Annotated in this window: 20 protein-coding genes; 7 read left to right on the top strand and 13 right to left on the bottom strand. The window is 64.9% G+C overall.

Features of this window, described 5'->3' with window-relative positions; translation table 11 throughout:
* Window positions 1–5 precede the first annotated feature (5 nt).
* The 3 genes from C7450_RS05545 to C7450_RS05535 all read left to right on the top strand — a co-directional run bounded on the left by C7450_RS05545 (window position 6) and on the right by C7450_RS05535 (window position 3,201).
* Window positions 6–1,154 carry a M24 family metallopeptidase gene (locus C7450_RS05545; RefSeq protein ID WP_170147074.1) on the top strand — a complete coding sequence of 383 codons (1,149 nt, stop codon included), beginning with the start codon at window positions 6–8 and terminating at the stop codon, window positions 1,152–1,154.
* A 13-nt stretch (window positions 1,155–1,167) separates the two neighbouring features.
* The gene (locus tag C7450_RS05540; RefSeq protein WP_110373410.1) at window positions 1,168–1,932 is read left to right on the top strand and encodes a GntR family transcriptional regulator; all 765 of its coding nucleotides are present in this window, start codon (window positions 1,168–1,170) and stop codon (window positions 1,930–1,932) included.
* A 111-nt stretch (window positions 1,933–2,043) separates the two neighbouring features.
* Window positions 2,044–3,201, top strand: a complete 1,158-nt coding sequence (locus tag C7450_RS05535; protein WP_110373409.1) for a M20 family metallopeptidase — start codon at window positions 2,044–2,046, stop codon at window positions 3,199–3,201.
* Window positions 3,202–3,354: 153 nt separating this feature from the next.
* Here the strand turns inward: C7450_RS05535 and C7450_RS05530 are convergent, their stop codons facing one another.
* From C7450_RS05530 to C7450_RS05480, 11 genes are all read right to left on the bottom strand, one after another.
* Window positions 3,355–4,530 (bottom strand): acetyl-CoA C-acyltransferase, encoded by a 1,176-nt coding sequence (locus C7450_RS05530; RefSeq protein ID WP_110373408.1) that lies wholly within the window; start codon window positions 4,528–4,530, stop codon window positions 3,355–3,357.
* Between the two features lie 99 nt (window positions 4,531–4,629).
* On the bottom strand, window positions 4,630–6,273 hold the full coding sequence (locus tag C7450_RS05525; protein ID WP_110373407.1) for a GMC family oxidoreductase: 1,644 nt from the start codon (window positions 6,271–6,273) through the stop codon (window positions 4,630–4,632).
* A 74-nt stretch (window positions 6,274–6,347) separates the two neighbouring features.
* Window positions 6,348–7,142 (bottom strand): shikimate dehydrogenase family protein, encoded by a 795-nt coding sequence (locus C7450_RS05520; RefSeq protein WP_110373406.1) that lies wholly within the window; start codon window positions 7,140–7,142, stop codon window positions 6,348–6,350.
* A gap of 44 nt (window positions 7,143–7,186) precedes the next feature.
* Window positions 7,187–7,993: a 3-oxoacyl-ACP reductase FabG gene (gene fabG / locus C7450_RS05515; protein ID WP_110373405.1), complete on the bottom strand. Its 807-nt coding sequence runs from the start codon at window positions 7,991–7,993 to the stop codon at window positions 7,187–7,189.
* A 70-nt stretch (window positions 7,994–8,063) separates the two neighbouring features.
* Window positions 8,064–8,768 (bottom strand): ABC transporter ATP-binding protein, encoded by a 705-nt coding sequence (locus tag C7450_RS05510; RefSeq protein WP_110373404.1) that lies wholly within the window; start codon window positions 8,766–8,768, stop codon window positions 8,064–8,066.
* Window positions 8,755–10,560 carry a branched-chain amino acid ABC transporter ATP-binding protein/permease gene (locus C7450_RS05505; protein WP_110373766.1) on the bottom strand — a complete coding sequence of 602 codons (1,806 nt, stop codon included), beginning with the start codon at window positions 10,558–10,560 and terminating at the stop codon, window positions 8,755–8,757. The genes C7450_RS05510 and C7450_RS05505 overlap by 14 nt, the downstream gene beginning before the upstream one ends.
* Window positions 10,561–10,597: 37 nt before the next feature.
* A complete protein-coding gene (locus C7450_RS05500; RefSeq protein WP_110373403.1) occupies window positions 10,598–11,485 on the bottom strand; it encodes a branched-chain amino acid ABC transporter permease in 888 nt (295 codons plus the stop codon).
* Between the two features lie 156 nt (window positions 11,486–11,641).
* The gene (locus C7450_RS05495) at window positions 11,642–12,844 is read right to left on the bottom strand and encodes an ABC transporter substrate-binding protein (RefSeq protein ID WP_110373402.1); all 1,203 of its coding nucleotides are present in this window, start codon (window positions 12,842–12,844) and stop codon (window positions 11,642–11,644) included.
* Window positions 12,845–12,886: 42 nt separating this feature from the next.
* Window positions 12,887–14,629 carry an acetolactate synthase catalytic subunit gene (locus C7450_RS05490; RefSeq protein ID WP_110373401.1) on the bottom strand — a complete coding sequence of 581 codons (1,743 nt, stop codon included), beginning with the start codon at window positions 14,627–14,629 and terminating at the stop codon, window positions 12,887–12,889.
* Window positions 14,630–14,700: 71 nt separating this feature from the next.
* Window positions 14,701–15,702 (bottom strand): NAD(P)H-quinone oxidoreductase, encoded by a 1,002-nt coding sequence (locus C7450_RS05485; protein WP_110373400.1) that lies wholly within the window; start codon window positions 15,700–15,702, stop codon window positions 14,701–14,703.
* On the bottom strand, window positions 15,699–16,808 hold the full coding sequence (locus C7450_RS05480; RefSeq protein ID WP_110373399.1) for a zinc-dependent alcohol dehydrogenase: 1,110 nt from the start codon (window positions 16,806–16,808) through the stop codon (window positions 15,699–15,701). The genes C7450_RS05485 and C7450_RS05480 overlap by 4 nt, the downstream gene beginning before the upstream one ends.
* A gap of 151 nt (window positions 16,809–16,959) precedes the next feature.
* Here C7450_RS05480 and C7450_RS05475 point away from each other — a divergent pair, with 151 nt between their 5' ends.
* Window positions 16,960–17,661 carry a GntR family transcriptional regulator gene (locus C7450_RS05475; protein ID WP_110373398.1) on the top strand — a complete coding sequence of 234 codons (702 nt, stop codon included), beginning with the start codon at window positions 16,960–16,962 and terminating at the stop codon, window positions 17,659–17,661.
* 74 nt (window positions 17,662–17,735) lie between these two features.
* Here the strand turns inward: C7450_RS05475 and C7450_RS05470 are convergent, their stop codons facing one another.
* Window positions 17,736–19,505 (bottom strand): ATP-binding protein, encoded by a 1,770-nt coding sequence (locus tag C7450_RS05470; RefSeq protein ID WP_110373397.1) that lies wholly within the window; start codon window positions 19,503–19,505, stop codon window positions 17,736–17,738.
* A gap of 377 nt (window positions 19,506–19,882) precedes the next feature.
* Complete coding sequence (locus C7450_RS05465) at window positions 19,883–21,505, bottom strand: ABC-F family ATP-binding cassette domain-containing protein (RefSeq protein ID WP_110373396.1); 1,623 nt, start codon at window positions 21,503–21,505, stop codon at window positions 19,883–19,885.
* 135 nt (window positions 21,506–21,640) lie between these two features.
* Here C7450_RS05465 and C7450_RS05460 point away from each other — a divergent pair, with 135 nt between their 5' ends.
* The 3 genes from C7450_RS05460 (at window position 21,641) to C7450_RS05445 (ending at window position 24,995) form a co-directional block, all read left to right on the top strand.
* On the top strand, window positions 21,641–22,444 hold the full coding sequence (locus tag C7450_RS05460) for a class I SAM-dependent methyltransferase (protein WP_110373395.1): 804 nt from the start codon (window positions 21,641–21,643) through the stop codon (window positions 22,442–22,444).
* A gap of 447 nt (window positions 22,445–22,891) precedes the next feature.
* Complete coding sequence (locus C7450_RS05450; RefSeq protein WP_110373394.1) at window positions 22,892–23,689, top strand: alpha/beta fold hydrolase; 798 nt, start codon at window positions 22,892–22,894, stop codon at window positions 23,687–23,689.
* A 13-nt stretch (window positions 23,690–23,702) separates the two neighbouring features.
* Window positions 23,703–24,995 (top strand): acyl-CoA dehydrogenase family protein, encoded by a 1,293-nt coding sequence (locus tag C7450_RS05445; RefSeq protein WP_110373393.1) that lies wholly within the window; start codon window positions 23,703–23,705, stop codon window positions 24,993–24,995.
* Window position 24,996 lies beyond the last annotated feature (1 nt).

Here is a 24,996-nt window from a genome sequence, read left to right as displayed (position 1 = left end):
TGAAGATGAGCGAAGCTCCCGAAGCGGACACGGCCCATAGAGCCTTCCCGAAAGCCGAATACGAGGCCAGGATCGCCAAAGTCCGCGACGAGATGCGCACGCGCGGTGCGGACGTCCTGCTTGTCGATTGCGTCGAGCACATGGCTTATCTCTTCGGCTACGTCCCACCCGCGGCGATTTACCAGCCGGCGCTCCTGCCGCTTGACGGCGACCCCGTCGTGATCGTGCGGACGCTGGATGCACCGACGTTCACCGAGCAGTCCTGGGTCGAGGACTATGTGTCCTTCGGCGATGATGAAGACCCCGTCACCATTCTCGCTGCTGTTGTTCAAAGGAGAGGATGGGCGAGCCGCGCCATCGCCGTGGAATTCGATTCCCATTTTCTGCCCGTCGGGCGTTTCCGCGCCATCGAAAGCGCTCTCCCCAACGTGCACTTCATCGATTTTTCCAAGGTGATCTGGGAAATCCGCCTCATCAAGTCGGAGCGGGAAATCGCTTATTTGCGGGAGGCGTCACGGATTGCCGATGCAGCGCTGATCGCCAGCATCGAGGCCGCGGCGCCGGGCGTGAGCGAGCGTGAATGCGCCGCGGCACTCTATGCAACCGCCCTTCGCGAAGGCGCGGACAATGGGCGCAGTGCATTGCTGGCTGCCGGCAAGAGAACCGATTCCCTTCACGGTCGCCTGGGCGACCATCGGTTTGAGAAGGGCGACATCCTGCATGTGGAATCAATCCCCCTTGTGCGCGGCTATGGCGCGCGGATCATGCGCTCGACGGTGATCGGCGCGCCGGAGGAGGATCTCGCGCGCGCGGCCGATATTCTGCTCGCCGCGCAGCAGGCGCAGTTCGACGCCATGAAGCCGGGGGCCGCCGCGCGTGATGTGGATGGTATCCTGCGCCGGGCCGTACTTGATTCGCGGTTGCGCGAGACCTATACGAACTTTACGGGGTACACTTTGGGATATATTGGATTGCCGAAGACCAGCGACTTCACGCGTGCATTTCTTCCGGACTCGAGCTGGACGCTTGAGGCCGGTATGGTCTTTCATATGTACACCTACGCGCAGGGCTTGGCGTTCAGCGATACAATACTGGTGACGCCGACCGGAGCAGAGCGACTCACCCGATCGGATCGGCGGCTCTTCGTGCGATAGGAATGGAACAGCGATGAGCTTCGACAAGATAAAAGCGCGCAACACGATCGTGCCCCAAGTCTATGAGCAGTTGAAGCGCGCCATTCTGCGGGGAACGCTCCCACCAGGGACACGTCTTGTCGAAAGCCGCGTCGCCGAGGATTTCGGCGTGAGCCGTACGCCGGTGCGCGATGCGATATCGCGCCTGCTTGCCCAGGGGTTCATCAAGGAGGACGGCACCGCCAAGGTGGTTGCCGACATGGCGACGGAACTGCATGAGATCTTCGGTATCCGCCAGGTTCTGGAGGGTTATGCAGCGCGCCTTGCGGCCGAACATGCCAGCGACGTCGAGATCGACGAAATCGACGCGGTCTGCCACGCGAGTATCGCAGCGGTTGAGTCCACCTCCGTTGCCGAGCGCGCAGCGTTGAACAACATTTTCCATGGCGCGATCGCGCGGGCATCGCACAGCCATCGACTGATCAAGATCATCGGCGATTTCTACGAATATGCGATTACCGAAGAGATGCTTCCCTTCTATGGACGCCCGGATTCCCGTGCGCATGTGGAGCAGCATCTGGCGATCCTCGACGCCCTGCGCGCGCGGGACGGCGACGCGGCACAGGCGGCGATGACGACCCACATTCAGGCCGTTGGCGTAACGATCGAGGAAGCCGTCCGCCGCATCCGCAACAATGAAGATCCGGCGCCCCAGCCGTCCAATCCCTCCGAACATTTGACGGCTGTCAGACAGGCCCAGGAAGAGCTCGCGGCCCGTCTGACGCCGTCCAGTCTTTAGTAAGCGGACGGAAGGCTAGTTCCGGGGCGGATCTGGCGGACGTTGATTGAAACGCCGCCGATCCGTGGTCCATCGCCTCGCGCTGGGGTCGTTCCAGCCTTGGGAGTTCACATGCACTCGACAGATCGTGAAGCCGCGTTGTCGCAATGGTTCGCCGCCCGACGGGAGGCCATGGTCGGCCTGCTTGCGGATCTCGTGAATACCGACAGCAATACCGGCGACAAGACGGGTGTCGACGCGGTCGGTGCCCGGATCACAGCCTTTCTCCGGGATGCGGGCGTCAGCTGCGAGGTCATCCCGCATGACGCGCTTGGCGACATCATTCGTGCGACGGTGCCATGTGGCAGCGCCGGCTTTGCCCCCGTCATGCTGCTCGGCCATCGCGATACGGTATTTCCGACGGGCGAGGCGTCACGGCGGCCTTTCACCATCGCAGGCGATCGCGCCTATGGCCCCGGCGTCGCCGACATGAAGGGCGGCCTGGTGATCAATGCCTTTGTGCTCGCTGCCATGGCCGCTCTCGGCGCGGCGTCGCGGCCGGTCGTCGGGCTGTTCACGGGGGATGAGGAGATCGCCTCGCCGTGGTCGCGTGATGTCATCGCCCGCGAGGTGCAGGGCATGCGGGCGGTTTTCAACGGCGAGCCGGGCCGCCCAAGCGGCAATGTGACGGTCGGACGCAAGGGCGGCCTGTTCATGCGCATCGAGGTCCGCGGCCGCGCGGCGCATTCCGGATCGCATTTCACCCATGGCATCAGCGCGATCGAGGCCCTGGCCCGCAAGACCCTACGTCTCCATGCGCTGACCGACCTCGAGGCCGGCATCACCGTCAATGTCGGTGTCGTCGGGGGCGGCATGACGCTCAACACCGTTGCGCCGGATGCCTTCGCGGAACTCGACCTTCGCTATGTCGATCCGGCCGACCGGGACCGGATGCTGGCCGCGGTCGAAGCCATCGTCGCTGCGGAAGACGTGGCCGGGTCGAGCGCTACCTTGACGATCACCGGGGAGTTCCTGCCGCTCGTCCAATCAGAGCCCGAACGCGCGCTTTATGCGACCTATGACGCGGCCGCCGCCTCGCTGGGTCTTCATTTCGGGGAGGAATTCTCGGGTGGATGTTCGGATGCCGGCATCCCCTGCAGCCAAGGCATCCCCACGCTCTGTGGGGTCGGCCCTGTCGGTGGCGGATCGCATACGCCGGACGAATATATCGAGCTCGACACGCTTTTGACGCGCGCCCAGACGCTCGCCCTGGCGATCGCGCGGCTGTAGAGCATTTTCCGATCTCATTGAAGCGCTGAGCCTTACTTATCGGGATCCCCGGCACAAGGCCGGGGATGACGCTGGTGGATCAGGTGTTTCAAACTGATCGGAAAATGCTCTGGAGCCATCCGGTCATCAGCCCGTCCGCCCGTCAGCTTGCGCCTATGACAGGAGCTCGATGGCGACGGCCGTTGCCTCTCCGCCGCCGATGCAGAGCGTCGCGATCCCCTTCCGCAATCCGCGTGCCCTGAGGGCGGCGGCCAGCGTGACAAGGATGCGCGCGCCCGAGGCGCCAATGGGATGGCCGAGCGCGCAGGCGCCGCCGTTCACGTTGATTCTGTCATGCGGCAGGTCGAGTTCGCGCATGGCGGCGAGCACCACCACGGCAAAGGCTTCGTTGATCTCGTAGAGATCGACATCGGCCTTGTTCCAGCCCGTCTTGGCGAACAAGGCCTCCAGCGCGCCGACCGGGGCCGTGGTGAACCAGGCCGGCGCGCGGGCGTGACCGGCCTGTCCCCGAATGACGGCCACAGGCGTGATGCCGCGCCGCTCCGCTTGCGAGAGCCGCATCAGGACGAGCGCCGCGGCGCCGTCGGAAATGGACGAGGCATTGGCCGCCGTCACCGTGCCGTCGGCACGGAAGGCGGGCTTGAGCGTGGGGATCTTCTCCGGGCGCGCTTTGCCCGGTTGCTCGTCGATGTCGACCGAGCCGCCACTCACCGCAACGGGCGCGATCTCCGACGCAAAGTCGCCGTCGGCGATGGCGCGCCTGGCGCGTTCCAGCGAGGCCAGCGCATAGTCGTCCTGCATCCGCCGCGTAAAGCCGTAATGTTCCGCGGTATCCTCGGCGAAGCTGCCCATCAGGCGGCCCTTGTCATAGGCATCCTCCAGGCCGTCGAGGAACATGTGGTCGAGCACCCGCCCGTGGCCGAGGCGCAGGCCCTGGCGGGCGCGGTCGAGCAGATAGGGCGCATTGGTCATGCTCTCCATGCCGCCGGCAACCACGACATTGGCACTCCCGGCTGCGATGAGATCGTGCCCCAGCATGACCGCCTTCATGCCCGAGCCGCAGACCTTGCTGATGGTGGTGCAGGGCACGGCTTGCGGCAGGCCCGCGCCGAGAGCGGCCTGGCGCGCCGGCGCCTGGCCGACGCCCGCACTGAGCACATGGCCCATCAGCACTTCGTCGATGTCATCGCCGGTGAGCGACGCGCGCTCTACCGCGGCCCTGATGGCGACGGCGCCGAGATCAGGAGCGGAGCAGCCCTTCAAGTCGCCCTGGAAGCCGCCCATGGGCGTGCGCGCGATAGAGGCAATGATGACGGGATCCCTGTCCAAAGCTGAACCTCCTCCTGCGCGTTGGCCGCGTTCCTCGACGGGGGATCATATCACGGATATCGGCGAGGCCGTCGAGGCGATGGGCTTGATGACATGGCGTCAACCAACCGCTGACCGCATCGGCTGCGCGCTTTGCTTCGCTGCCGCCAGGATCATGTCTGCCGCCTTTTCCGCGATCATGAAGACGGCGGCTTGCGTGTTGCCCGAGACGATCGTCGGCATGATCGAGGCATCGACCACCCGCAGGCCCGCGACGCCGTGGACGCGCAGTTCCGGATCCGTGACGGAGAGGCTGTCCAGGCCCATGCGGCAGGTGCCGCAGATATGGTAGATGGTCTGGCCGTCACGGCGGGCGAAGGCGAGCCAGTCCGCATCCGTGCGGCAATCCGGCCCCGGCGCCATCTCGACCTGGCGATAGGGGTCCATCGCCGCCTGATCGACGATATGCCGGGCGATCTTCATGCCTTCTACCATGGCGCGGCAATCCTCCGCCGCGGCCAGAAAATTCGGGCGGATCGCCGGCGCGCGCATCGGATCCGGTGAGACGGCGTGGATGGTGCCGCGCGATTCCGGACGCAACTGGGTGACGCCGATGGTCATGCCAGGCAGGTGGTCGAGCTTGCGCTCGGCGGCGTTGGCGTAGCTCGCGTGCATGAAGAAATACTGCACATCGGGTCCGACGAGTTCCGGCCGCGTGCGCACGAAGCCGAAGGCGAGGCCCGTACCGAGCGTGAGGATGCCGCGCCGTGTCGCGAAATATTGCAGCACCGAGAGGCCGAGCTTCACGCCGCGCGTCTGCTCGTTGAGTGTGACGGGCTGTTTCACCCGCCAATTCATGCGCGTGCAGAAATGGTCGATGTAGTTCGCGCCGACGCCCGGCAGCGCAGCCGCGACGGGGATATCGAGGGCCTTGAGGATCGCGGGATCGCCGATGCCGGACAGTTCCAGCAGCTGGGGCGTCTGGGCGGCGCCCGCGGCCAGGATCACCTCCGCCCGAGCCGCGAAGCGCAGGGTTTGGGTGCCGACGCGGGCGGTGACGCCGACGGCGCGGCTGCCCTCAAGTACGACGTGCAGCACATGGGCATCCGTGCGCACCGCGAGATTGGCACGCCCGCGCGCGGGTCTGAGATAGGCTTCCGCCGCGCTCACACGCCGGCCATGGCGCTGGTTCACCTGATAATAGCCAAAGCCATCCTGGTGGTCCGCGTTATAATCGGGATTGCGCGGGAAGCCGGCCTGGCCGGCCGCCGCGATGAAGGCCTCGGCGATGGCGGGGCGTTCGGACACCTCGACGAGGGGCAGCGGTCCGCCCCGGGCGCGCAGGGTCCCTGTGGCGCCGTCGAAATCCTCCAATCGCTTGAAATAAGGCAGGACATCCTCGAAGCTCCAGCCGAGGCAGCCGCGCTGCGCCCAGCCGTCGTAGTCCTGGGGCTGGCCACGCACATAGATCATGCCGTTGATCAGCGTGGAGCCGCCGAGGCCCTTGCCCCGCGGCACGGCGATGACGCGATTGCCGGTGGCCTCCTCGGGCTCGGTCTGGAAGCGCCAGTTATAGGTGGGATTGGTGAGAAGCCTGCTGAAGCCGGCCGGAATGGGAACCCATGGGCTTCTCGCCTCACGGCCCGCCTCCAGCAGCAGAACCGAGTGCTGACCTGAGGCGGTGAGCCGGTTGGCCAGGACGCAACCCGCGGTGCCGCCGCCGACGATGATGTAGTCGAAGGTTTCAGCGGAGATGTCGGTCATGGCGGTGTTGTCCAGGTTACTGCGACACTGTCCGGCCATCCGGTGGCCGGATGGCTGCAGGTTTCCAAAGAAAATCAGAGCGCGCCCATGTGCCGGGCCATGAGGACGATCTGGGATTCGAGCATGGGCAGGCCGCGCTGGATGCGGCATCCCCTAGCTTCCGCGGTCTTGAGCAGCGGCGTCATTTCCGGGTCCATGATGGCCTCGGCGACGAACTGCCGGCTCTCGAGTTGGGCAATGTCGAGCGGCGGCGGGTCCTCGGGGCGCATGCCCAGCGATGTGGCATTGACGATGAGATCCTGCTCCCTCACCCGGTCCGCATCCGTGCTGAGGGCGAGCGTCGGATAGACATGGCGCAGGCGGCCCGCGAGCGCCTCGGCCTTGTCGCGCGTGCGGTTGGCGATGGTGAGCGCGCGAACGCCGGCCTCGGCGAGGGCGAAGGCGATCGCACTTGCAGCGCCACCCGCGCCGGCGAGATAGGCGCGCAGGCCCTTCGGCTCGACGCCGGAGGCGCGCAACGCCTCGACGAAGCCGATGCCGTCCAGCATGGCGCCAACCATGCGGCCATCGGCCTCGCGCCTGACGCAATTGACCGCGCCGATATGGCGGGCTTCCGGCGTCGTCTCGTCGCAAAGCGCCAGCATCGCCGGCTTATGCGGCACCGTGGCAATGAAGCCGCCGAAGTTCTGCATCGTACGCAGACCCTCGAGCAACGTCGCAAGTTGCGCAGGCGCGACATGAAAGGGCACCAGCACGGCGTCAACGCCGTGGCGCGCCAGCAGGGCGTTCATCACCTGCGGTGTCTTCACATGGTAGATCGGGTCGGCCAGGATGCCGAGTATCCGTGTGCGCCCGGTGATCTCTTGCATGCGGTCCGTTCCCCTGCCGTCGTCGTTTTTTGCCTCCGCCGACTTCACGTCATATAGAGGCCGCCGGCAACATCGACGGTCTGGCCGGTGACGAAGCTCGCCTCCGCCGACGTCAGATAAAGTGCCACGTCGGCCACTTCATCCGGCGCGCCGAGACGGCCCATCGGCGTCAGGCGCACCTGCTCCTCATTCACTGCGCCGGCCACCGCCTTGACCATCGGCGTCTCGATCCGGCCCGGTGCCAGGGCATTGACGCGGATGCCGAACGGCCCGAGCTCGGCGGCAAGATGCTTGGTGAAACCGATCAGGGCGGATTTCGTCGCCGCATAGTGGCAGGCGACGATGGGGGAATAGGTCTTGCCGGCAACGGAGGACATGTTGACGATCCAGCCGCGCCCGGCTTCGCGCATGGCCGGGCTCAGCGCGCGGATGGTGTTGAACGGACCGGACAGATTGACCGCGACGACGCGGCCCCATTCGGCCGGATCCATCTCCCAGACCCTGTGCGCGACGCCATCGTGCTTGGGCGATATACCGGCATTGTTGATGATGGTGTCGAACGGCCCGCCGATCACGCGGGCAGCTTCCGCCAGCCCGCTCTCCACTGCGGCATAATCGGCGACGTCGAGGACGAGCGGAACGGCCCTGCCGCCCGCCGCTTCGATCGCTGCGACGGTCGCATCGACGTCGGCCCTGGTCACATCGGCGACACCGACGGTCGCGCCACGGCGGGCAAAACCGATGGCGATCGCCTGCCCGATGCCGCGACCCGCGCCGGTGACAAGGACCCTGCGGTCCTGATGACTCGGCCGCGCGGCGATCTCGGCGGAATTGACTTCACGTATTGCCATGGGAGTTTCCAGGATTTGGGAATTGTTCAGGATTGTGCAGTTCTGGTCGTTGTGCGGGCGCGAAGAACGTTCAGATACCGAGATAGGCCTGGCGAACATGATCATTGGCGAGCAGGGCCTTGCCGCTGTCCGTCAGGACGATTTCCCCGTTTTCAAGCACATAGCCGCGATCCGCCGCTTTCAGCGTATGGAAGACGTTCTGCTCCACGATGAGGACCGTCGCGCCCGTCTTGACGATGGTGTCGATCACCGCGAAGACCTGCGCGACGATGATGGGGGCGAGGCCGAGCGAGGGCTCGTCGAACATCAGGAGCTTCGGCCGCGCCATCATGCCGCGCGCGATGGCGACCATCTGCTGTTCGCCGCCGGAGAGCGAGGCCGCGTTCTGGTCGAGGCGCTCGCGTACCCGGGGGAAGAGCGTGAGCACTTCCTCCAGCGTATCGGCCTGTTTCTCGCGGGCGGCGCTGCGATAGGCGCCCATCAGCAGGTTCTCGTGCACCGTCATCTCGGGGAAGAGCTGGCGCCCCTCGGGAATGAGCGTGATACCGAGGTCGACCGTCTCGTGGGCCGACAGGCGCGTGATGTCCCGCCCCTCGAAGAGGATACGTCCCGATGTCGGCCTTATCAGCCCGGCGATGGTGCGCAGCGTCGTCGTCTTGCCGGCGCCATTGGCGCCGACGATCGTCACCACCTCGCCCGCGTTCACATCCAGCGACACGTCGTGAAGGATCGTCGTGGCGCCGTAGCCGGCATCGATGGTCTCAAGCTTGAGCATGGACGAACTCCTTGCCGAGATAGGCCTCGATGACGGTGGGATCGCGGACCACCTCCTGCGGCTTGCCCTGGGCGATGATCTGCCCGGAAGAAAGCACGATGACGCGGTCCGACAACGACATCACCGCCTGCATGACATGCTCGATGGCGATGATGCTGACGCCACTGTCGCGGATCGACAGGGTCAGGTCGATGGCGCGGCGGACATCCGTCTGGTTAATGCCGGCCATCACCTCGTCGAGCAGCAGGACCCGCGGCTTCATCGCCATGACGCGTGCCATCTCCAGCCGCTTCAGACCGCCGATGGTCAGGCCGCGTGCCTCCGCGTCGAGCCAAGGGCCGAGCCCCATGCGGTGGGCCGTCTCGCGTGCCACCTCGCGCGCCTCATGGACATCACTGAAGCGGTGGAACGCGCCGACCATGATGTTCTCCTCGACCGTCATGGCCGCGAAGGGCTGGACGATCTGGAAGGTGCGGCCGACGCCGATCGCTGCGAAATCGGCGGGTGTCGTCGGCTTGTGCCAGGTGCCGTCGGCACCGCGCACGGAGACGGAGCCACTGTCCGGGGCGAGAAAGCCCGAGATCATGTTGAACACGGTGGTCTTGCCGGCGCCATTGGGGCCGATCAAGCCGAGGATCTCCCCTTCGCGCAGGGTGAAGCCGACATTGTTGGTGACATGCAGGCCGCCGAAATGCTTCTCCAGGCTTTCAACCTTGACGATCGCGTCACCGAGGCTAGGCCGTTCTGACGGAGCCTGGGCCGCGGTGATCGTCTGGGCCTGTCGCTGGCGGCTCGTTTCGCTGCTCTTGTTCAGGCGCGAGAGAAGTCCCATCAGGCCGTTGGGCATGAAGAGCACGACGAGGATCAGCACCGCGCCATAGACAAAGCCGTGCAGACCGAGCGCATGGGCTCCAAGCCAGCCGCGCGCCACTTCCGAGATCGGCACCAGCAGCACGGCTCCCAGCAGCGGGCCGAAGACCGTGCCGATACCGCCGATGAGGGCGAACATGGCGATCTGGATCGAGAAGGGCAGCGAGAACATCGCTGCCGGCTCGATGAAGGTGAGATACATGGCATGGAAGGTGCCGACCATGGCCGTCAGGGCCGCCGATACCGACACCGCGATGAGGCGCACCTTGACAGTATCAACGCCGGCCGCCTTCGCAGCGGACTCGCGCTCCCGCGTCGCGACAAGCTGAAAGCCGATGCGATGCGAACGGATCCACCAGGCGACGGCCAGGCAGACGAGCAGCATGCCGAAGGCGATGATCAGCGGCGGCAGGCGCTCCCGGAACACCATCCACTCCCAGCCGAATTTCAGCGGGATCATCAGGCCGGTCGCGCCGCCCGTGAGCTCCCGGAAATGCAGGGCCAGGACGCGGAACACTTCGAGAAAGGCGATGGTCGCCAAGGCGAAGAAGGGGCCGCGCAGCCTGAAACAGGGATAGCTGATGGCAACTGCCACGACCACGGCGACGGCGGCACCCGCGAACATACCCAGCCACGGGCTGATGCCCATGTTCATCAGGATGATGCCGACATAGGCGCCGATCCCGTAGAAGATGGCGTGGCCGAGGGAAAGCTGCCCGGCAAAGCCACCGACGATATTCCAGGCCGTGGACAGTGCCGCGAAGATGAAGAGCGTGACGAAGATGTGATAGATGAAGTCATCATCGATCACGACAGGGATGACGAAGAGGGCGGCCAGGAAGCCCGCAAGCGCGAACACGTTGCGCCACGTCAAGCCGGCAAGCCGCGCGGGGGCGGGAGGGGCGAGTGAGATGTCTGTCATGGCAATCCTGCCCATGGCAATTCTGTCATGGCGTCGGTCATGGCGAAACGTGCGACAGGTTCAGCTGCTTACCGAACAGGCCGGCCGGTCTCAGGATGAGAATGAGGAGGAAGACGCCGAAGACGGCGACCTCGCGCATGTCGGAACCGATATAGAATCCCGCGAAGCTGTCGATCAGCCCGATGACCAGCGAACCGACGAAGGCGCCGGGAATGGACCCGAGCCCGCCGAGGACGACGACGACGAAGGCGGTCAGCACGAAATAGGTGCCGATGGTCGGTGAGGTCGGATAGAGCGGGGCGATCAGCACGGCCGCGACGCCGACGCAGGCGGCGCCGATGCCGAAGGTCAGGATGTAGATGCGGTCGACATTGATCCCCATGAGCTGGGCGGCGGAGCGGTTCTGCGCGACGGCACGAATGGCGCGGCCCATTGCCGTGTTCTGCAGGAAGAGCTGCAGTCCGATCACCAGCGCGATCGATGCGACGAAGATCGCGATCTGACCGGAGAGGACACGTACGGGACCGATCTCGATGGGCGTCCGCAGACCGCTCGCCGGCGTATTGGCGATATCCGCGCCGAACACGAGAAGGGCGAGATTGATCAAGGCCGTCGACAGGCCGACCGTCGCGAAGATCTGGATGTGGTCATCGCGTGCGCTCATCAGGGGCTGGATGATGAGACGCTGGGTCAGAGCGCCGATCAGAAACAGCGCGGGAACGACGACGATCACCGCCACGAACGGATGAAGCCCGAGCATGCGCGTCACCAGGAAGGTCAGATACATCCCGACCATCAGGAATTCGCCATGGGCGAAATTGACGACCTTGACGATGCCGAAGATGAGCGTCAGCCCGACCGCGACGATCGCGAAAAGTCCGCCGAGCATCAGCCCGTTGGCAAGCAATTGGAGAATGGTATCCATCGCGCCTCGCTAAAGCATGTCGTGCCAGACTGTTTGAAGGTCTCGCGTCATCGCCATGCGATAAACCAAAATCGGAAGCGCGGGGCGAATTCAGACAATCGCGACGCGCTTTCGGGGCAAAGCGGGGGACACGCGCGCATCCCCCGGAGTGGCCCGTTACTTGGCAAGCCGCATCGGTGCGACGGCGGCGGCCTCCGGATAGACGGTCACAAGCTTGCCGTCCTGCCACTGCATGCCCATCATCTTGGCGCGTTCGTTCTGGTTGTTCTTCCCGAACTTCAGGCCGTAGCCCGCAGCCGTCACGCCCTCGCCGATATCGATGGTGTTGACGGCGGCCACGAGCGCATCCGGCGTGAAGCCTTTGCCCTTGTTGATGGCGTCGAGCAGGATCTTCGCACCCACATAGTTGTTGAGCGAGTGGCCGGAGCGGGGCGCCTCGCCGTATTTCTTTTTGTAGGCCTCAACGAACGTCTCGAGGCCGGGCGTATATTTGGTGTTGACGAGGAACTGCGTGAAGTCCGCATCGAGCACGCCGTCGATCACCTTGTGCCCGACGGCGTCGGCGGTGGGCTGCATGGAATAGCCACCACCACCGCCGATGATGGCGGCGGGCTTGAAGCCGGCCTCGTTGGCCTGCTGCAGGAAGAGCACGGAGTCGTTCTGATAGGAGGTCTGCAGCACCACGTCGACACCGCGCTGCTTGAGATCGAGCACGAGTGAAGACATGTCGACGGTCGAGGCAGGGTAGCCCTGCGTCGATACGACATTCAAGCCTGCCTCGGCGGCGTATTTCTTCTGGTGCCCGGCGACGGACGTGCCGTAGCTCGAATCCTCATGGATGATGCCGATCTTGAGATCTTCCGGCTTCTTGCCGATGCCGGGGGCGACCTTGTTGACGATCATCTCGACGATCAACTTGCCCATGTCTTCGGCGGTCGGGTTGGTGCGATAGAGGAACTTCAGGCCGCGCCCGGTGACTTCATCGGCAACCGCGCCCATCTCGAAATAGGGGATGCCGGAGAGTTCGGCCACCTGGCTCGCCGCAATCGAGCGCGCCGACGAATAGGACCCGAAGATCGCCGCGACCTTCTCGCGGGAGATCAGGCGGCGGGCTTCGCCGATCGCCTGGTTGTTGTCCACCGCGTCGCCGCGCACCAGCACGACCTTTTCGCCCTGGACGCCGCCGGCGGCGTTGACTTCATCGACAGCGATTTCCAGTCCGCGCGCGCTCTCGTCTCCGAGCAGGGCGAGCTGGCCGCTGAAGGGATAGAGCGCGCCGAACTTCACATCCGCGTGCGCCGCCGTGGCCGTGAGGAGCACGGCCGCGACTGTTGTTTTCAGCAATAGAGACAGTTTCATAGTTCCCTCCCAGGGTGATTTATTTGTGGGATCGTCTGAAGGTCAGTAATGCAGGGCGTCCTTGCCTTCGAAGACGGTGATCGGCGGATAGGCGCGCTCGTCGGTGATGACATCGATGACCGTGACGTCGTTGCGCGCGAGCGCTTCCTGCAAGGCCGGCAGGAAATCCGCCGGATTCTCGACGCGGACGCCGCTGCAGCCGCAGGCGCGTGCAATGGCGGCGTGGTCCACGGCCTCGAAGTCGACGACATCGGTGAAATCGCCGAAGAGGCTGAGCTCGGCGTGCTTCTGGTAGCCGAGGATCTGGTTGTTGAGGACGACGAGGACGACCGGCAGCTTCATGCGGCGGGCGGTCTCGAGCTCGGACCAGACATGGCCGAAGCCGCCGTCGCCGGTGAGGGCGATAACGGGGGCATCGGGGCGGGCGGCCTTGGCGCCGAGCGCGAAGGGCAGGCCCCAGCCGAGGCCGGCGAGGCCGCGCGGCGTCAGGAAGCGCTGCCCGGCCTTGCGGGCGGTGAGGAAGTTGGCGATCCAGATCGACGAATAGCTCGCATCCGCGACGACGATGCTCTCCGGCGTCAGCACGCTGTCGATGTCGGCCATCAGCCGTTCCGGGCGCACCGGCACCGCATCGAGATCGACGAGGCGCTTCATGTCCGCGAGGTGCCCGGCGCGGCCCTTCGCGATCTTGTCCGTAAGGGCGGCCTTTCGCGCCGCGAAGGAGCCCGGCTTCAGGGCTTCGAGCGCCGCCGTGAGCGCGGCGAGCGTCAGCTTGGCATCGCCAGCCAGCCGCAGCGCCTCGTAGTTGCGGCCGATCTCGTTGCTGTCGATGTCGATGTGGATGTAGCGCGCCTGCGGCGGATAGAGCGACCAGCTGTCCGTGCCGTTCTGGTTGGTGCGGTTGCCGACGAGCAGGACCACGTCCGCCCCGGTGACGAGATCCCGGAGATGGGAGGAGCGCCCGCGCGGCGCCATGAAATAGCCGACCACGCCGACGGAGAGCGGGTCGGTCTCGTCCACCGCGCCCTTGCCCATGACGGTCGTCGCGACGGGGATGCCGAGCGCCTGCAGGGCCGCGAGTTCAGCTGAGGCCTGCGAGGCGTGGACGCCGCCGCCGGCGATGACGATCGGCGCCTTGGCCGCGGCGATCAGCTTGGCCGCCTCCGCGACGCGCGCCGGGTCGGCGGCGGTGCGGTCCAGCGGGAAGGTGCCGAGATGGCTTGCGCGCTGCGGCGCCTCGGGCGCGAAATCCGGGCGCTCATCCAGCACGTCGAGCGGCACCAGCAGCACGGCCGGGCCGGCGCGGCCGCTGGCGGCCGCGGTGAAGGCCATGTCGACATAGTCGTCGAGGCGCGCGGGGTCCGCCACCCGGCGGATCCATTTGGCGACACCGCCGAACAAGGCGAAATGGTCGAGTTCCTGGAAGGCGTTTTTGTCCGTGAACTTGGTGCTGACGTCCTGGACGATGGCGACCACCGGGATCGAGGCCTTCAGCGCCTCGGCGAGGCCCGGCACCAGCAGCGTCGCGGCCGGGCCGTTCTGCGCGGTGACGACGGCGACCTTGCCGGAGATGCGCGCATAGGCGTCGGCCATGGCCGCGCCCGCGTTCTCCGTGCGATAGCCGACCTGGCGGATGCCGTAGTCGGGCGCGGCGAGAAAGAGCGCCGAGGGAATGCTCTGCCCGAAGATCTCCCGTACGCCATGGCGCTGCAAGGCCGCGGCGATCAGATGCGCGCCTGTGATATTGCTGGCTGCGCGCGGCGCGGGCTTGGTCACTGCGTTCATGCTCCTGCTTCCTTCCGTGGCGCTCCTGCGCCGTGTTGGTGTGGCGCCGAGGCGCCTGCTTTTCCTGGCGCCTAGGCGCCCTCTTGCATGACGAGAACGATCTTCCCCACATGTTCGCCGGCATCCATGCGGGCATGGGCCGCGGCGACGCGCTCGAAGGGGAAGGTTGAATCGATGAGGGGCTTGGCCTTGCCGGCGGCGATGAGCGGCAGCACATGCGCGGCGAGCGAGGCCGTGAGGGCGGCCTTCATGGCGACGGGCCGCGCCCTGAGCGTCGCGCCTGTGAAGGTGATGCGCTTCATCAGGAGCGGCAAGAGGTCGAGCTCGAGCTTCGAGCCATGCTGGAAGGCGATCTGCGCGATGCGCCCGTCCGCGGCGATGCAGTCGAGATTGCGCGGGATATAGTCGCCGCCGACCATGTCGAGGATGACGTCGGGCCCCCGGCCGTCGGTGGCGGCGCGCGCGGCCTCCACGAAATCCGCGGTGCGATAGTTGATGGCGACATCGGCGCCGACGGCGCGGCTCGCCGCGCATTTCTCATCCGAGCCCGCCGTGACGAGAACCCGCGCGCCGAGCGCCTTGGCGAGCAGGATGGCCGTGGTGCCGATGCCGGACGTCCCGCCATGGATGAGCACGGTCTCGCCGGCCTTCAAGCCCGCGCGCTGAAAGAGGTTCGACCAGACCGTATAATAGGTCTCGGGGAAGGCGCCGGCCTCGATGAAGGACATGCCGTCCGGGATGGGCAGCGCCACCGTCTCGTCGATGACGGCCCATTCGGCATAGGCGCCGCTGGCGACGAGCGCCATCACCCGGTCGCCGGGCTTGAGGCGCGTGGTGCCCGGGCCGAGGCTCTCGACCACGCCGGCGAGTTCGAGCCCGAGCACGTCGCTCGCGCCGGGCGGCGGCGGATAATTGCCCTGCCGCTGCATCACGTCCGGGCGGTTGATGCCGGCGGCATGCACCCTGACGAGCGCCTGGCCTTCGCCAGGCGTGGGGCGCTCGCGCTCGACGATCTTCAGCGCGTCCGGACCACCGGGGACGGGCGCGACAACGACGCGTGTGACCGAGGTCATGCGATTTCACTTTCCGTTTGAGGAAGATCTGCGGTTTGGGGCAGATCCTGCCGTTCGGGCAAATCTTGCGACGGGGGCTGCGGAACGAGCAGCACCTTCACCGCCTGGCGGCTGCGGGCGAGTTCGAAGGCCTCGATGGCGCGGCTCAGCGGCTCGCGGTGGGTGATGAGGCGCGCCAGCACGTCCGCATGGGCGGCGAGCAGCGCGATGGCATTCTCAAGGGCTTGCGCAGTGGTATCGTGCGCGGCACGAAGCTGCTTCTTGTCCCGCACGAATCGCGTCAGATCGAGATCGAGATGACCGGAATGGATGCCCGCCACCACCAGCACCCCGCCCGAGCGCAGCACGGCAAGCCCGTCGCTGACCGAGCGGGCGACGCCGGTTGCCTCGATGACGCGGTCGGCGGGGCCGCCGAAGACGCGCTGCACCGCATCAGTCAGGTCTTCCTCGGCGAGATCGACGCAATGGGCGATGCCGATCTCGCGCCCCTTGTCGAGGCGCAGCCCATCGTTCAGCCCGCAGAGCAGCACCTTCGCCCCGCGCGTCTGCGCCACGAAGGCGATGCCGAGGCCGATGGGGCCGGGTCCGAGCACCACCACCCGGTCGCCGGGCGCCACATCGCCCACGTCGACGGCATTGACGGCGACCGAGAGCGGCTCCGTCAGCGCCGCGACCGTGAACGGCAGATCGTCCGGAATGCGCCGGCAGTTGATGGCCGGCACCCGGACGCGGTCGGCAAAGCCGCCGTCGATATGCAGGCCGATGATGCTGCGGTTCTGGCAATGCTCCGGCGTGCCCGCATCGCAGGCGGGGCAATGGCCGCAGCTCACGGTCGGCCAGCAGGTGACGCGGTCGCCGAGCTTGAAGCCCGTGACATCAGCGCCGAGTGCCTGCACCGTGCCGGCGAATTCGTGGCCGATGGTGAGCGGCATGGCGGCCGTCATGAATTCGTAGCCCGGCGTCCACTCATAGGCGTGGATGTCGCTGCCGCAGATGCCGGCCGCCGCCACGGCAATCACCACCTCGCCCTCACGCGGCGTGGGCTCGGTGTCCATCTCGACGAGTTCGGCACCAAAGGCCGAGGTTGTCTTGCGAAGCGCGATCACCGCTTCCTCCCTTTATCAGCCCGCGCGCCGGCAAAGGCCGTTTTGGCCTTGGCTGTCGCTGCCCGGTCGCGTGGGTCCGGGCCTTGGGTTGATGCAATAAGTAATTTGTTATAACAGTTTTGGGCGAGGAAACTGGTCTGTGTCAAGTCGGATGCCAAACAATAATGAGAAAACCCCGGCGACGGGCGATTGGGTGCAGCCGATCGTCAAGGAGAACCTGAGCGAGCGCGCCTATATGGATCTGCGCGCCGCGCTCATGCGCGGGCGGCTCAGGCCGGGCGAGCGGCTCAGGCTCCGGCCCATGTCGGTGAGGTTCGGCATCAGCGCGACGCCGATGCGCGAGGCCCTGCTGCGGCTCGTCGGCGAGAAGGCGCTGGCGCTCGATGCCCGCAATTCGGTGGTGGTGCCGACCCTGACGCTGGAGCAGCTGCAGGAGATCCGCGCCATCCGCACGGATCTCGAGGGGCGCGCGGCCGCGGCGGCGGCGCTCGTGGCGACAGCAGACGAGATCGAGGCCCTCGTCGCCATCCACGCGCAGATTTCCCAATGCCACGCGAGCCGGAACTTCGTGCAGGCGGTGGATCTCAACACCGAGTTCCATCTCACCTTCTGCCGCATGGCGCGCCTGCCCATTCTCTACGATATCGTCGAGGGCCTATGGGTGCGCTGCGGGCCCATCCTTTCGCATCTCTACGACGAGGGTCTGCCGGACTGGGAACCCCACCCGCATCTGCGCCTCATCAGCGCGCTGCGCGAACGCGACCCCGACAAAGCCAGCGCCGCCAGCCGCGAGGACATCGAACGCGGCGGCCAGGGGCTCCTGGTGCATGTGCGGGAGGCGAATGGGGGGTGAGGGGAAATGATGATATACGAACTCGCGGGCTGTGAAGGGCTTTCGTGCCCGATTATGATGTATCAAATTGACATTTAGGCTCGAAGATTAGATAAGGAAGCAATAAGCCATTCTAATTCGGACCGGGCATTAGATATCACGCTTGCATAGGAATTAATTTTTATCGTTTCCAGAAGATTCTTCGTGTCTAAGGTGTTAACTCGGCCTTTTCCTATCATCATTATCTCCATTTTTGTAGTTGATGATAGTCGTACGCAAAGATCATCCCGATACTTCTCGGCTTGCGCGATGTCTTCCCGCGATATGCTGTGATTGGGGCGCTTAAACTCGATTAGCAGGTAGGCGTCCCCGTAGCGCTGCGAAAGCAACAGGTCGGGCCGCTTTGAGGCCCTGCCGCTTTCTAACGAAGTCCCGCAATAAGTCTCGACTATGGTGCGAAGCGTCGCATTAGACGACATTGCAGAGTAATTGCGGCCGAGAATCCAAAGGTTTGTTTCCAGTGCTTTGTGAACATCTTTCTCAAGCGTGTCTGGATTGTTGGCGAGTTGATCAAAAAAATCTAAGAATTTTACGCGGCGTACCGCTTGTTGGGCAATGCTAGATAGCTCGACTAGACCAAATTGCTCCAATGACTCTGCGAATGACCAAACGTCACTACGGCTGGATACGCTGATGCGCTCAAAAACGGCCCAGTACGCATCGTGTTCCATCGCGTCCAGCGCTACGCTTGCAATGGTTGAAACACGTTCATCGCTTTCTCCATAAAAGCGCCTAAGTATTCGGTTTAAGGCTTCTTCTGCATACTGCCGGCGGTGTTCAGGAAGCCGCATCAGGCGTTGACGTAGTTCGTTCTTTAATCGCGCCTGCTGAAGGTTCATTTCGCGAGCATGCGTATCCTTAAGTCCTTTCTTTATTTCAAGCTGCACATAAGTCTGTACTTCCTGAAATGCCTTGCTGTTCTCGATAAAGCCTCCCCAATCGGCGGTAACAAAATCCGACAGTCCGCTGAGATTGACTTCACCATAGACGCGACGGGCGAGTTTGGTGGGAATTTCATCATCTTGATCTAGACCAAATAGTAAAGGTCGTCCGACCGCCTTCCCGTCAACTTTTAAAATAATTCCGGGAAGTTTTGGAAGACGTTTGCTGTCGGCTATAGTGAAGTGTAGATTTATGTTGCCGGCATTAGGTAAAACCTCCTCTGCCTGGGAGGTCTGGCCCGGTACATCATCGACGGACAGTGCGGTTCCGTTAACAGAAACGATGAATCTGTCCTCTCGCCCGTATTCTTGTATCAAAACCTCTCTAAGACGATCAGGATTCGGAAAATTTAATCGATCGTCGAGCGACGAAAGTGTAATGGTGGTTCCCGTCGCGGATTCATTCTGCGGGGCTTCAGTGAAGGGAAGGGGAACTGCTTCAAGATCGTTTTGATTGTCAATCAGCTCCTGCTTGTCCACAATAATGGTGCAAATATAGCCGCGGGCTGCTGTAGATATTTCCATCTTATTAGCAATGGTCAAGCCAGCGAATTTTCCAATTCCTTTTCTTCCCTTCACTTTTCGTCGGTATACTGGCGTTCTCTCACCAGTTCGAGTGCGTTTGTCACTCGCGATATTGAGATACTCACTGCGTATCTCTCGGGATGTCATTCCGGTGCCGTCATCCCTTACAACAATAGCTTCGTTTGATAACGGATCGGGCAGATTGATCCACACATGTTGGGCGTCTGCATCCCAGGCATTATCAACAAGTTCCTTAATAGCGACTTCACTAGAGCGATATGTTTCTCCAAGGATTCTAGTCAACCTCGTATGGACGGAAAAATGAGCTTCCTTATTCATTCGCTCCTGCCCCAGTAGATCGATCCCCTTGACGGAAGGTAGCAGATGAGCTTTTTTTCAGCAAATTTTATGTTCTATAGACATCCGCGGTGCCCTAGATCCGAGCATAGTTTCGCGGACCGGTTTATCGACGATTCTCGATTCTAGCTAAGGAATGGTTTAAATATCGCCGTGACGATTGACGATACGACAGCTACAGGTTGATAATCTTACATGCCATGCGACAATGTAATTTCGTATGTTATTGGATAAAATGGCCGATCAGATCGGGGCAATTCTCTCACCGTGCTTTCGCCGTCGCTTAGTGGGGTATCATCCGGCAATAATTCATCGCTAATAGTGTGGGATAATCAGAGCTTGGCTGTCCTCACCCCCCATCACCCCCTTAACCCCGGCGCCTCCTGGCCGGTGCGCGCGACATATTCCGTGTACCCGCCGCCGTATTGGTGCACGCCGTCGGGGCTCACTTCGAGCACGCGGTTGGAGAGCGCGGCGAGGAAGTGGCGGTCGTGGCTGACGAAGAGCATGGTGCCTTCGTAATTGGCGAGCGCGGTGATCAGCATCTCCTTGGTCGCCATGTCGAGATGGTTGGTGGGCTCGTCCAGCACCAGGAAATTCGGCGGGTCGAACAGCATCTTGGCCATCACCAGCCGCGCCTTCTCGCCGCCCGAGAGCACGCGGCAGCGCTTCTCCACGTCGTCGCCGGAAAAGCCGAAGCAGCCGGCGAGCGCGCGGAGCGAGCCCTGGCCGGCCTGCGGGAAGGATTGCTCCAGCGATTGGAAGATGGTGTCCTCTCCGTCGAGCACCTCCATCGCATGCTGGGCGAAATAGGCCATCTTCACATTGGCGCCGATGGCCACCGTGCCGTCATCCGGCGTCGTCGTGCCGGCGATGAGCTTCAGGAGCGTCGACTTGCCGGCGCCGTTGACGCCCATGACGCACCAGCGCTCGCGGCGGCGCACGGCGAAATCGAGCCCCTCATAGATGCTGCGGCTGCCGTAGCGCTTGTGCACGTTCTTCAGGCTGACGACATCGTCGCCCGAGCGCGGCGGCGGCTGGAACTCGAAGACGACGGTCTGACGGCGCTTCGGCGGCTCAACGCGGTCGATCTTCTCCAGTTTCTTGACGCGGCTCTGCACCTGGGCGGCGTGCGAGGCGCGCGCCTTGAAGCGCTCGATGAACTGGATCTCCTTGGCAAGCATCGCCTGCTGGCGCTCGAACTGCGCCTGCTGGTGCTTCTCGTTGAGCGCGCGCTGCGCGGCGTAGAACTCGTAGTCGCCGGAATAGGTGGTGAGCGCGCCGCCGTCGATCTCCACCACCTTGGTGACGATGCGGTTCATGAAGGCGCGGTCGTGCGAGGTCATCATCAGGGCGCCGTCGTAGCCCTTGAGGAACTGCTCCAGCCAGATCAGGCTCTCGATGTCGAGATGGTTGCTCGGCTCGTCGAGCAGCATGACATCCGGGCGCATCAGGAGAATGCGCGCCAGCCCGACGCGCATCTTCCAGCCGCCGGAGAGGCCGCCGACATCGCCGTCCATCATCGCCTGGCTGAAGCCGAGGCCGGCCAGCACCTCCTGCGCGCGGCCCTCCAGTGCATAGCCGCCGAGTTCTTCGAAGCGCCCCTGCACCTCGCCGTAACGCTCGATGATCGCGTCCATCCGGTCGGCCTGGTCGGGATCGGCCATCGCCGCCTCGAGCTCCCGCAGCTCGGCGGCGACGGTGCTGACGGGGCCGGCGCCGTCGGTGACCTCGGCGATCGCGCTGCGGCCGGCCATCTCGCCGATGTCCTGGCTGAAATAGCCGATGGTGATGCCGCGATCGATGGAGACCTGGCCCTCGTCCGGCTGTTCCTCGCCCGTGATCATGCGAAACAGCGTGGTCTTGCCGGCGCCGTTGGGGCCGACGAGGCCGACCTTCTCGCCCTTCAACAGGGCCATGCCGGCCTCGATGAAGACGATCTGCTTGCCGTTCTGCTTACCGATGTTGTCGAGACGAATCATGCGCGCACGGGAACCTGTCGAGGGACTTTGCCCGTGGCTTTAGGCCATGTTGCGCTGCGGCGAAAGGGCCGGCGTTCCCGGTGGCGCGGTTTGGGTGTAACCTCCCGCCGGGTCACGGGGGCCGGAGCGCGTGCCATGCCCGATACATCCCGTCATGACGCCTGGGTGGCAGGCGATAGCTACGACCTTTACATGGGCCGCTGGAGCCGGCAGATCGCGCCGATTTTCATCGACTGGCTCGATGCCGGCGAGGGGCGCGACTGGCTCGAGGTGGGATGCGGAACAGGCGCGCTGTCCGCGACCGTGCTGGCGCGCGCCAATCCGCGCAGTCTCCTCGGCATCGATCCCTCTGAGGGCTTTCTCGAGCGTGCACGCGCCCATGTGCACGATCCTCGGGCCGTCTTCCAGATAGGGGAGGCGGGCGCGCTGCCCGTCGAGACCGGCAGCCGCGATGTCGTGGTATCAGCCCTCGTGCTCAATTTCGTGCCCGATCGCGAGCGGGCGCTTGCGGAAATGCGGCGCGTCACGCGTCCCGGCGGCGCGGTGGGCTTTTATGTGTGGGATTATCCGGGCGGTGGGCTCGGCTTCGTGCGCGCCTTCTGGGCCGCCGCGGCGGAGATCGACCCCGCGGCGGAAGAGCTCCAGGAAAACAAGCGCTTTCCCTTCTGCACGCCCGTTGAGCTCAGCGCGCTGGCGGAGCGCGGCGGGTTCGTTGCAGTCGAGGCGCGGGCCATCGAGGCGGAGGCCGTCTTCCGGAATTTCGACGATTTCTGGCACCCGTTCACCCTCGGCACCGGGCCGGCCTCGGGCTATTGCGCGCGCCTGAGCCCGGACACGCGCCGGCATCTCGCGGACAAGCTCGCCGCAACCCTTGCCCCCGCGCAGGACGGCACCCTTCGCTTCACGACGCGCGCGTGGGCCATTCGCGGCCGCGCCTGAATGTGAGGGCCAAGGCGGGCGACCGCACCATGGTGGATGCGCTTTGGCCGGCCGCCGAAGCCATGGCCCGGGCGGCGGGATCGCCGCGCAATTGCGCGCCGCCGCCGAGGCCGCCAGCAAGGGCGCTGCCCGCACAGCCGACATGATGCCGCGCCGGGGGCGTTCCAGCTATATCGGCGCGCGCGCTGGGCTATCCGGATCCGGGCGCGGAGGCCGTTGCGCTGTGGCTCAAGGCGGCGGCAAGCGTCACGCAGGGCTGAATCGGTCCGCAGGCCAGCCCTGTTCGCACTCCAAAGGCGATCATACGCACCAGGCGACTGCCTGCCAGGCCGCGGGCCTGACCGGGCGGTCGCCTGTTTTCTATCCGGCACTGCCTAGAAATATTCCTTTTCATATAGATGGGGTTTGCTAGCATGCACGCTGCGTAAGAACGCTCGGGAGGCCCATATGAGCGCGGACGCGCGAGGCGATCACCTCGGCGAGGGGAATGACGGAAGGCGCGCGGTCGTGTTCATCCACGGCATCGGCGGCAGCGCGCGGGTATGGGATCCGCAGATGGCGGCTTTCGCTGCGGCGGGCTTCCGGCCCGTGCCGCTCGACATGCCGGGCTATGGCGCCCGTCCGGCCGTCACCACCATGGATTTCGAGGAGCTCGCCGCCGATGTCGAGGCGGCGATCGGGGAGGTCGGCGAACTGAAGCCCGTCCTTGTCGGCCATTCCATGGGCGGCATGGTGGTGCAGACGATGCTGCGGCGGAAACCGGACGCCTATCATGCCGCCGTCCTGGTCGGCACCAGCCCCGCCTTCGGCAACCCGCAGGGCGACTTCCAGAAGGCTTTCGTGGCCGCGCGGCTCGCGCCGCTCGCGAGCGGCCGGACCATGGCGGAGCTCGCGCCGGAGATGGTCGACGGCATGATGGGGCCGCACCCCGAAGCGCAGGGGCGCGCGCTCGCCATCGCGACCATGGCCGTGACCCCTGCCGCGACCTATCGCGCGGCGGTGCTGTGCCTCGTGAATTTCGACGAGCGCGCCAATCTCGGCGCTATCCGCGTGCCCGTGCTGTGCCTCGTCGGCGAGCATGACCGCAACGCGCCTCCCCAGATGATGGAGCGCATGGCCTCGCGCATCCCCGGCGCGCGTTTTCGGCTTCTGCCCGGCGTCGGCCACCTGCCGAACTGCGAGGCGCCAGCCCTATTCAACGCCGCCATTCTCGATTGTCTGGCAGAGCTCGACCAGAACCGATGAAGGAAACGTTCCGATGAGCGCCCAAGCCCATGATGCCGGAACCACCGGTCTCGACCGCGAAACCATCGACGCGCCCTTGTTCGCGCCGGACGCTTTCCGGCTGAGCGACGAGCAGGCCGCGCTGACCGCCAAGGTCCGCGCCTTTGGCAAGCGCGTGGTGGCGCCGCGCGCCGCGTTCCACGACCGGGAGGCGACCTTCCCGATCGAGAATTTCCGCGACATGCATGGCGAGGGGCTTCTCAGGCTCTGCATTTCAAAGGATGAGGGCGGGCTCGGCGCGGACTTCCAGACCTATTGTCTCGCAGCCGCCGAACTCGGCCGCTATTGCGGGGCGACCGCGCTCTCCTGGAACATGCATGTCTGCTCGACGCTGTGGTCCGGCCCCCTGGCCGACGAGCTCGAGATGACGCCCGCGGATCGCGCCGCGCACCGGGCCCGCCGCAGCGTCCACTATCAGCGCATCGTCAATGACGGCGCGGTCTATGCCCAGCCCTTCTCGGAGGGCGGGGCCGCGGCCGCCGGGGCCATCGCCTTCGGCACGGAGGCGCGGCCGGTCGCGGGCGGCTTCATCGTCAACGGCAAGAAGATCTTCGCTTCGCTGTCGGGCGCTGCCGACTATTACGGCGTGCTGTGCACGGAACGCGCCGAGGGCGAGGCGGCGAGCCGGCGCAACACGCTCTATCTCGCTGTGCCGGCCAATGCGGAAGGGGTATCCGTGGTCGGCGACTGGGACCCGCTTGGGATGCGCGGCACGGTCTCGCGGACGCTTCTCTTCAAGGATGTGTTCGTGCCCGAGGACGCGATGCTGATGCCGCACGGCGTCTATTTCCAGGCGGCGAGCCGCTGGCCGCACATGTTCATCACCCTGTCGCCGACCTATATGGGGCTGGCGCAGGCGGCCTATGATTTCACCGTGGGCTATCTGCGCGGCGAACTGCCGGGCATGCCGCCGGTGAAGCGGCGCATGTTCCCCACCAAGCAGATCGCCGTCGCCGAGATGCGCATCATGCTGGAGCAGACCAAGGCGCTGTGGTTCCAGGCCATCACGGAGGCGCGCGCCAATCCGAGCCGCGAGCAGGTCCTGCGTGCCTATGCGGCGCAGCACACGGTGATGGAGAACGCCAATGCGATCGCCGTGAAGGCGATCCGCACCTGCGGCGGGCAGGCCATGCTGAAGAGCCTGCCGCTCGAGCGCATCTACCGCGACAGCCGCTGCGGCGCGCTCATGCTGCCCTGGACCGCCGAAATCTGCGTCGACCGCATCGGTCGCGAGGCCCTCTACGAGCCGGGCGAGAAGGACGACTGAG

The organism is Chelatococcus asaccharovorans (genome assembly GCF_003201475.1).
GTDB classification, from domain to species: Bacteria; Pseudomonadota; Alphaproteobacteria; order Rhizobiales; family Beijerinckiaceae; genus Chelatococcus; species Chelatococcus asaccharovorans.
Note: the sequence above shows the minus strand (reverse complement) of the source record. Positions and strands in the feature narration are given on the sequence as shown.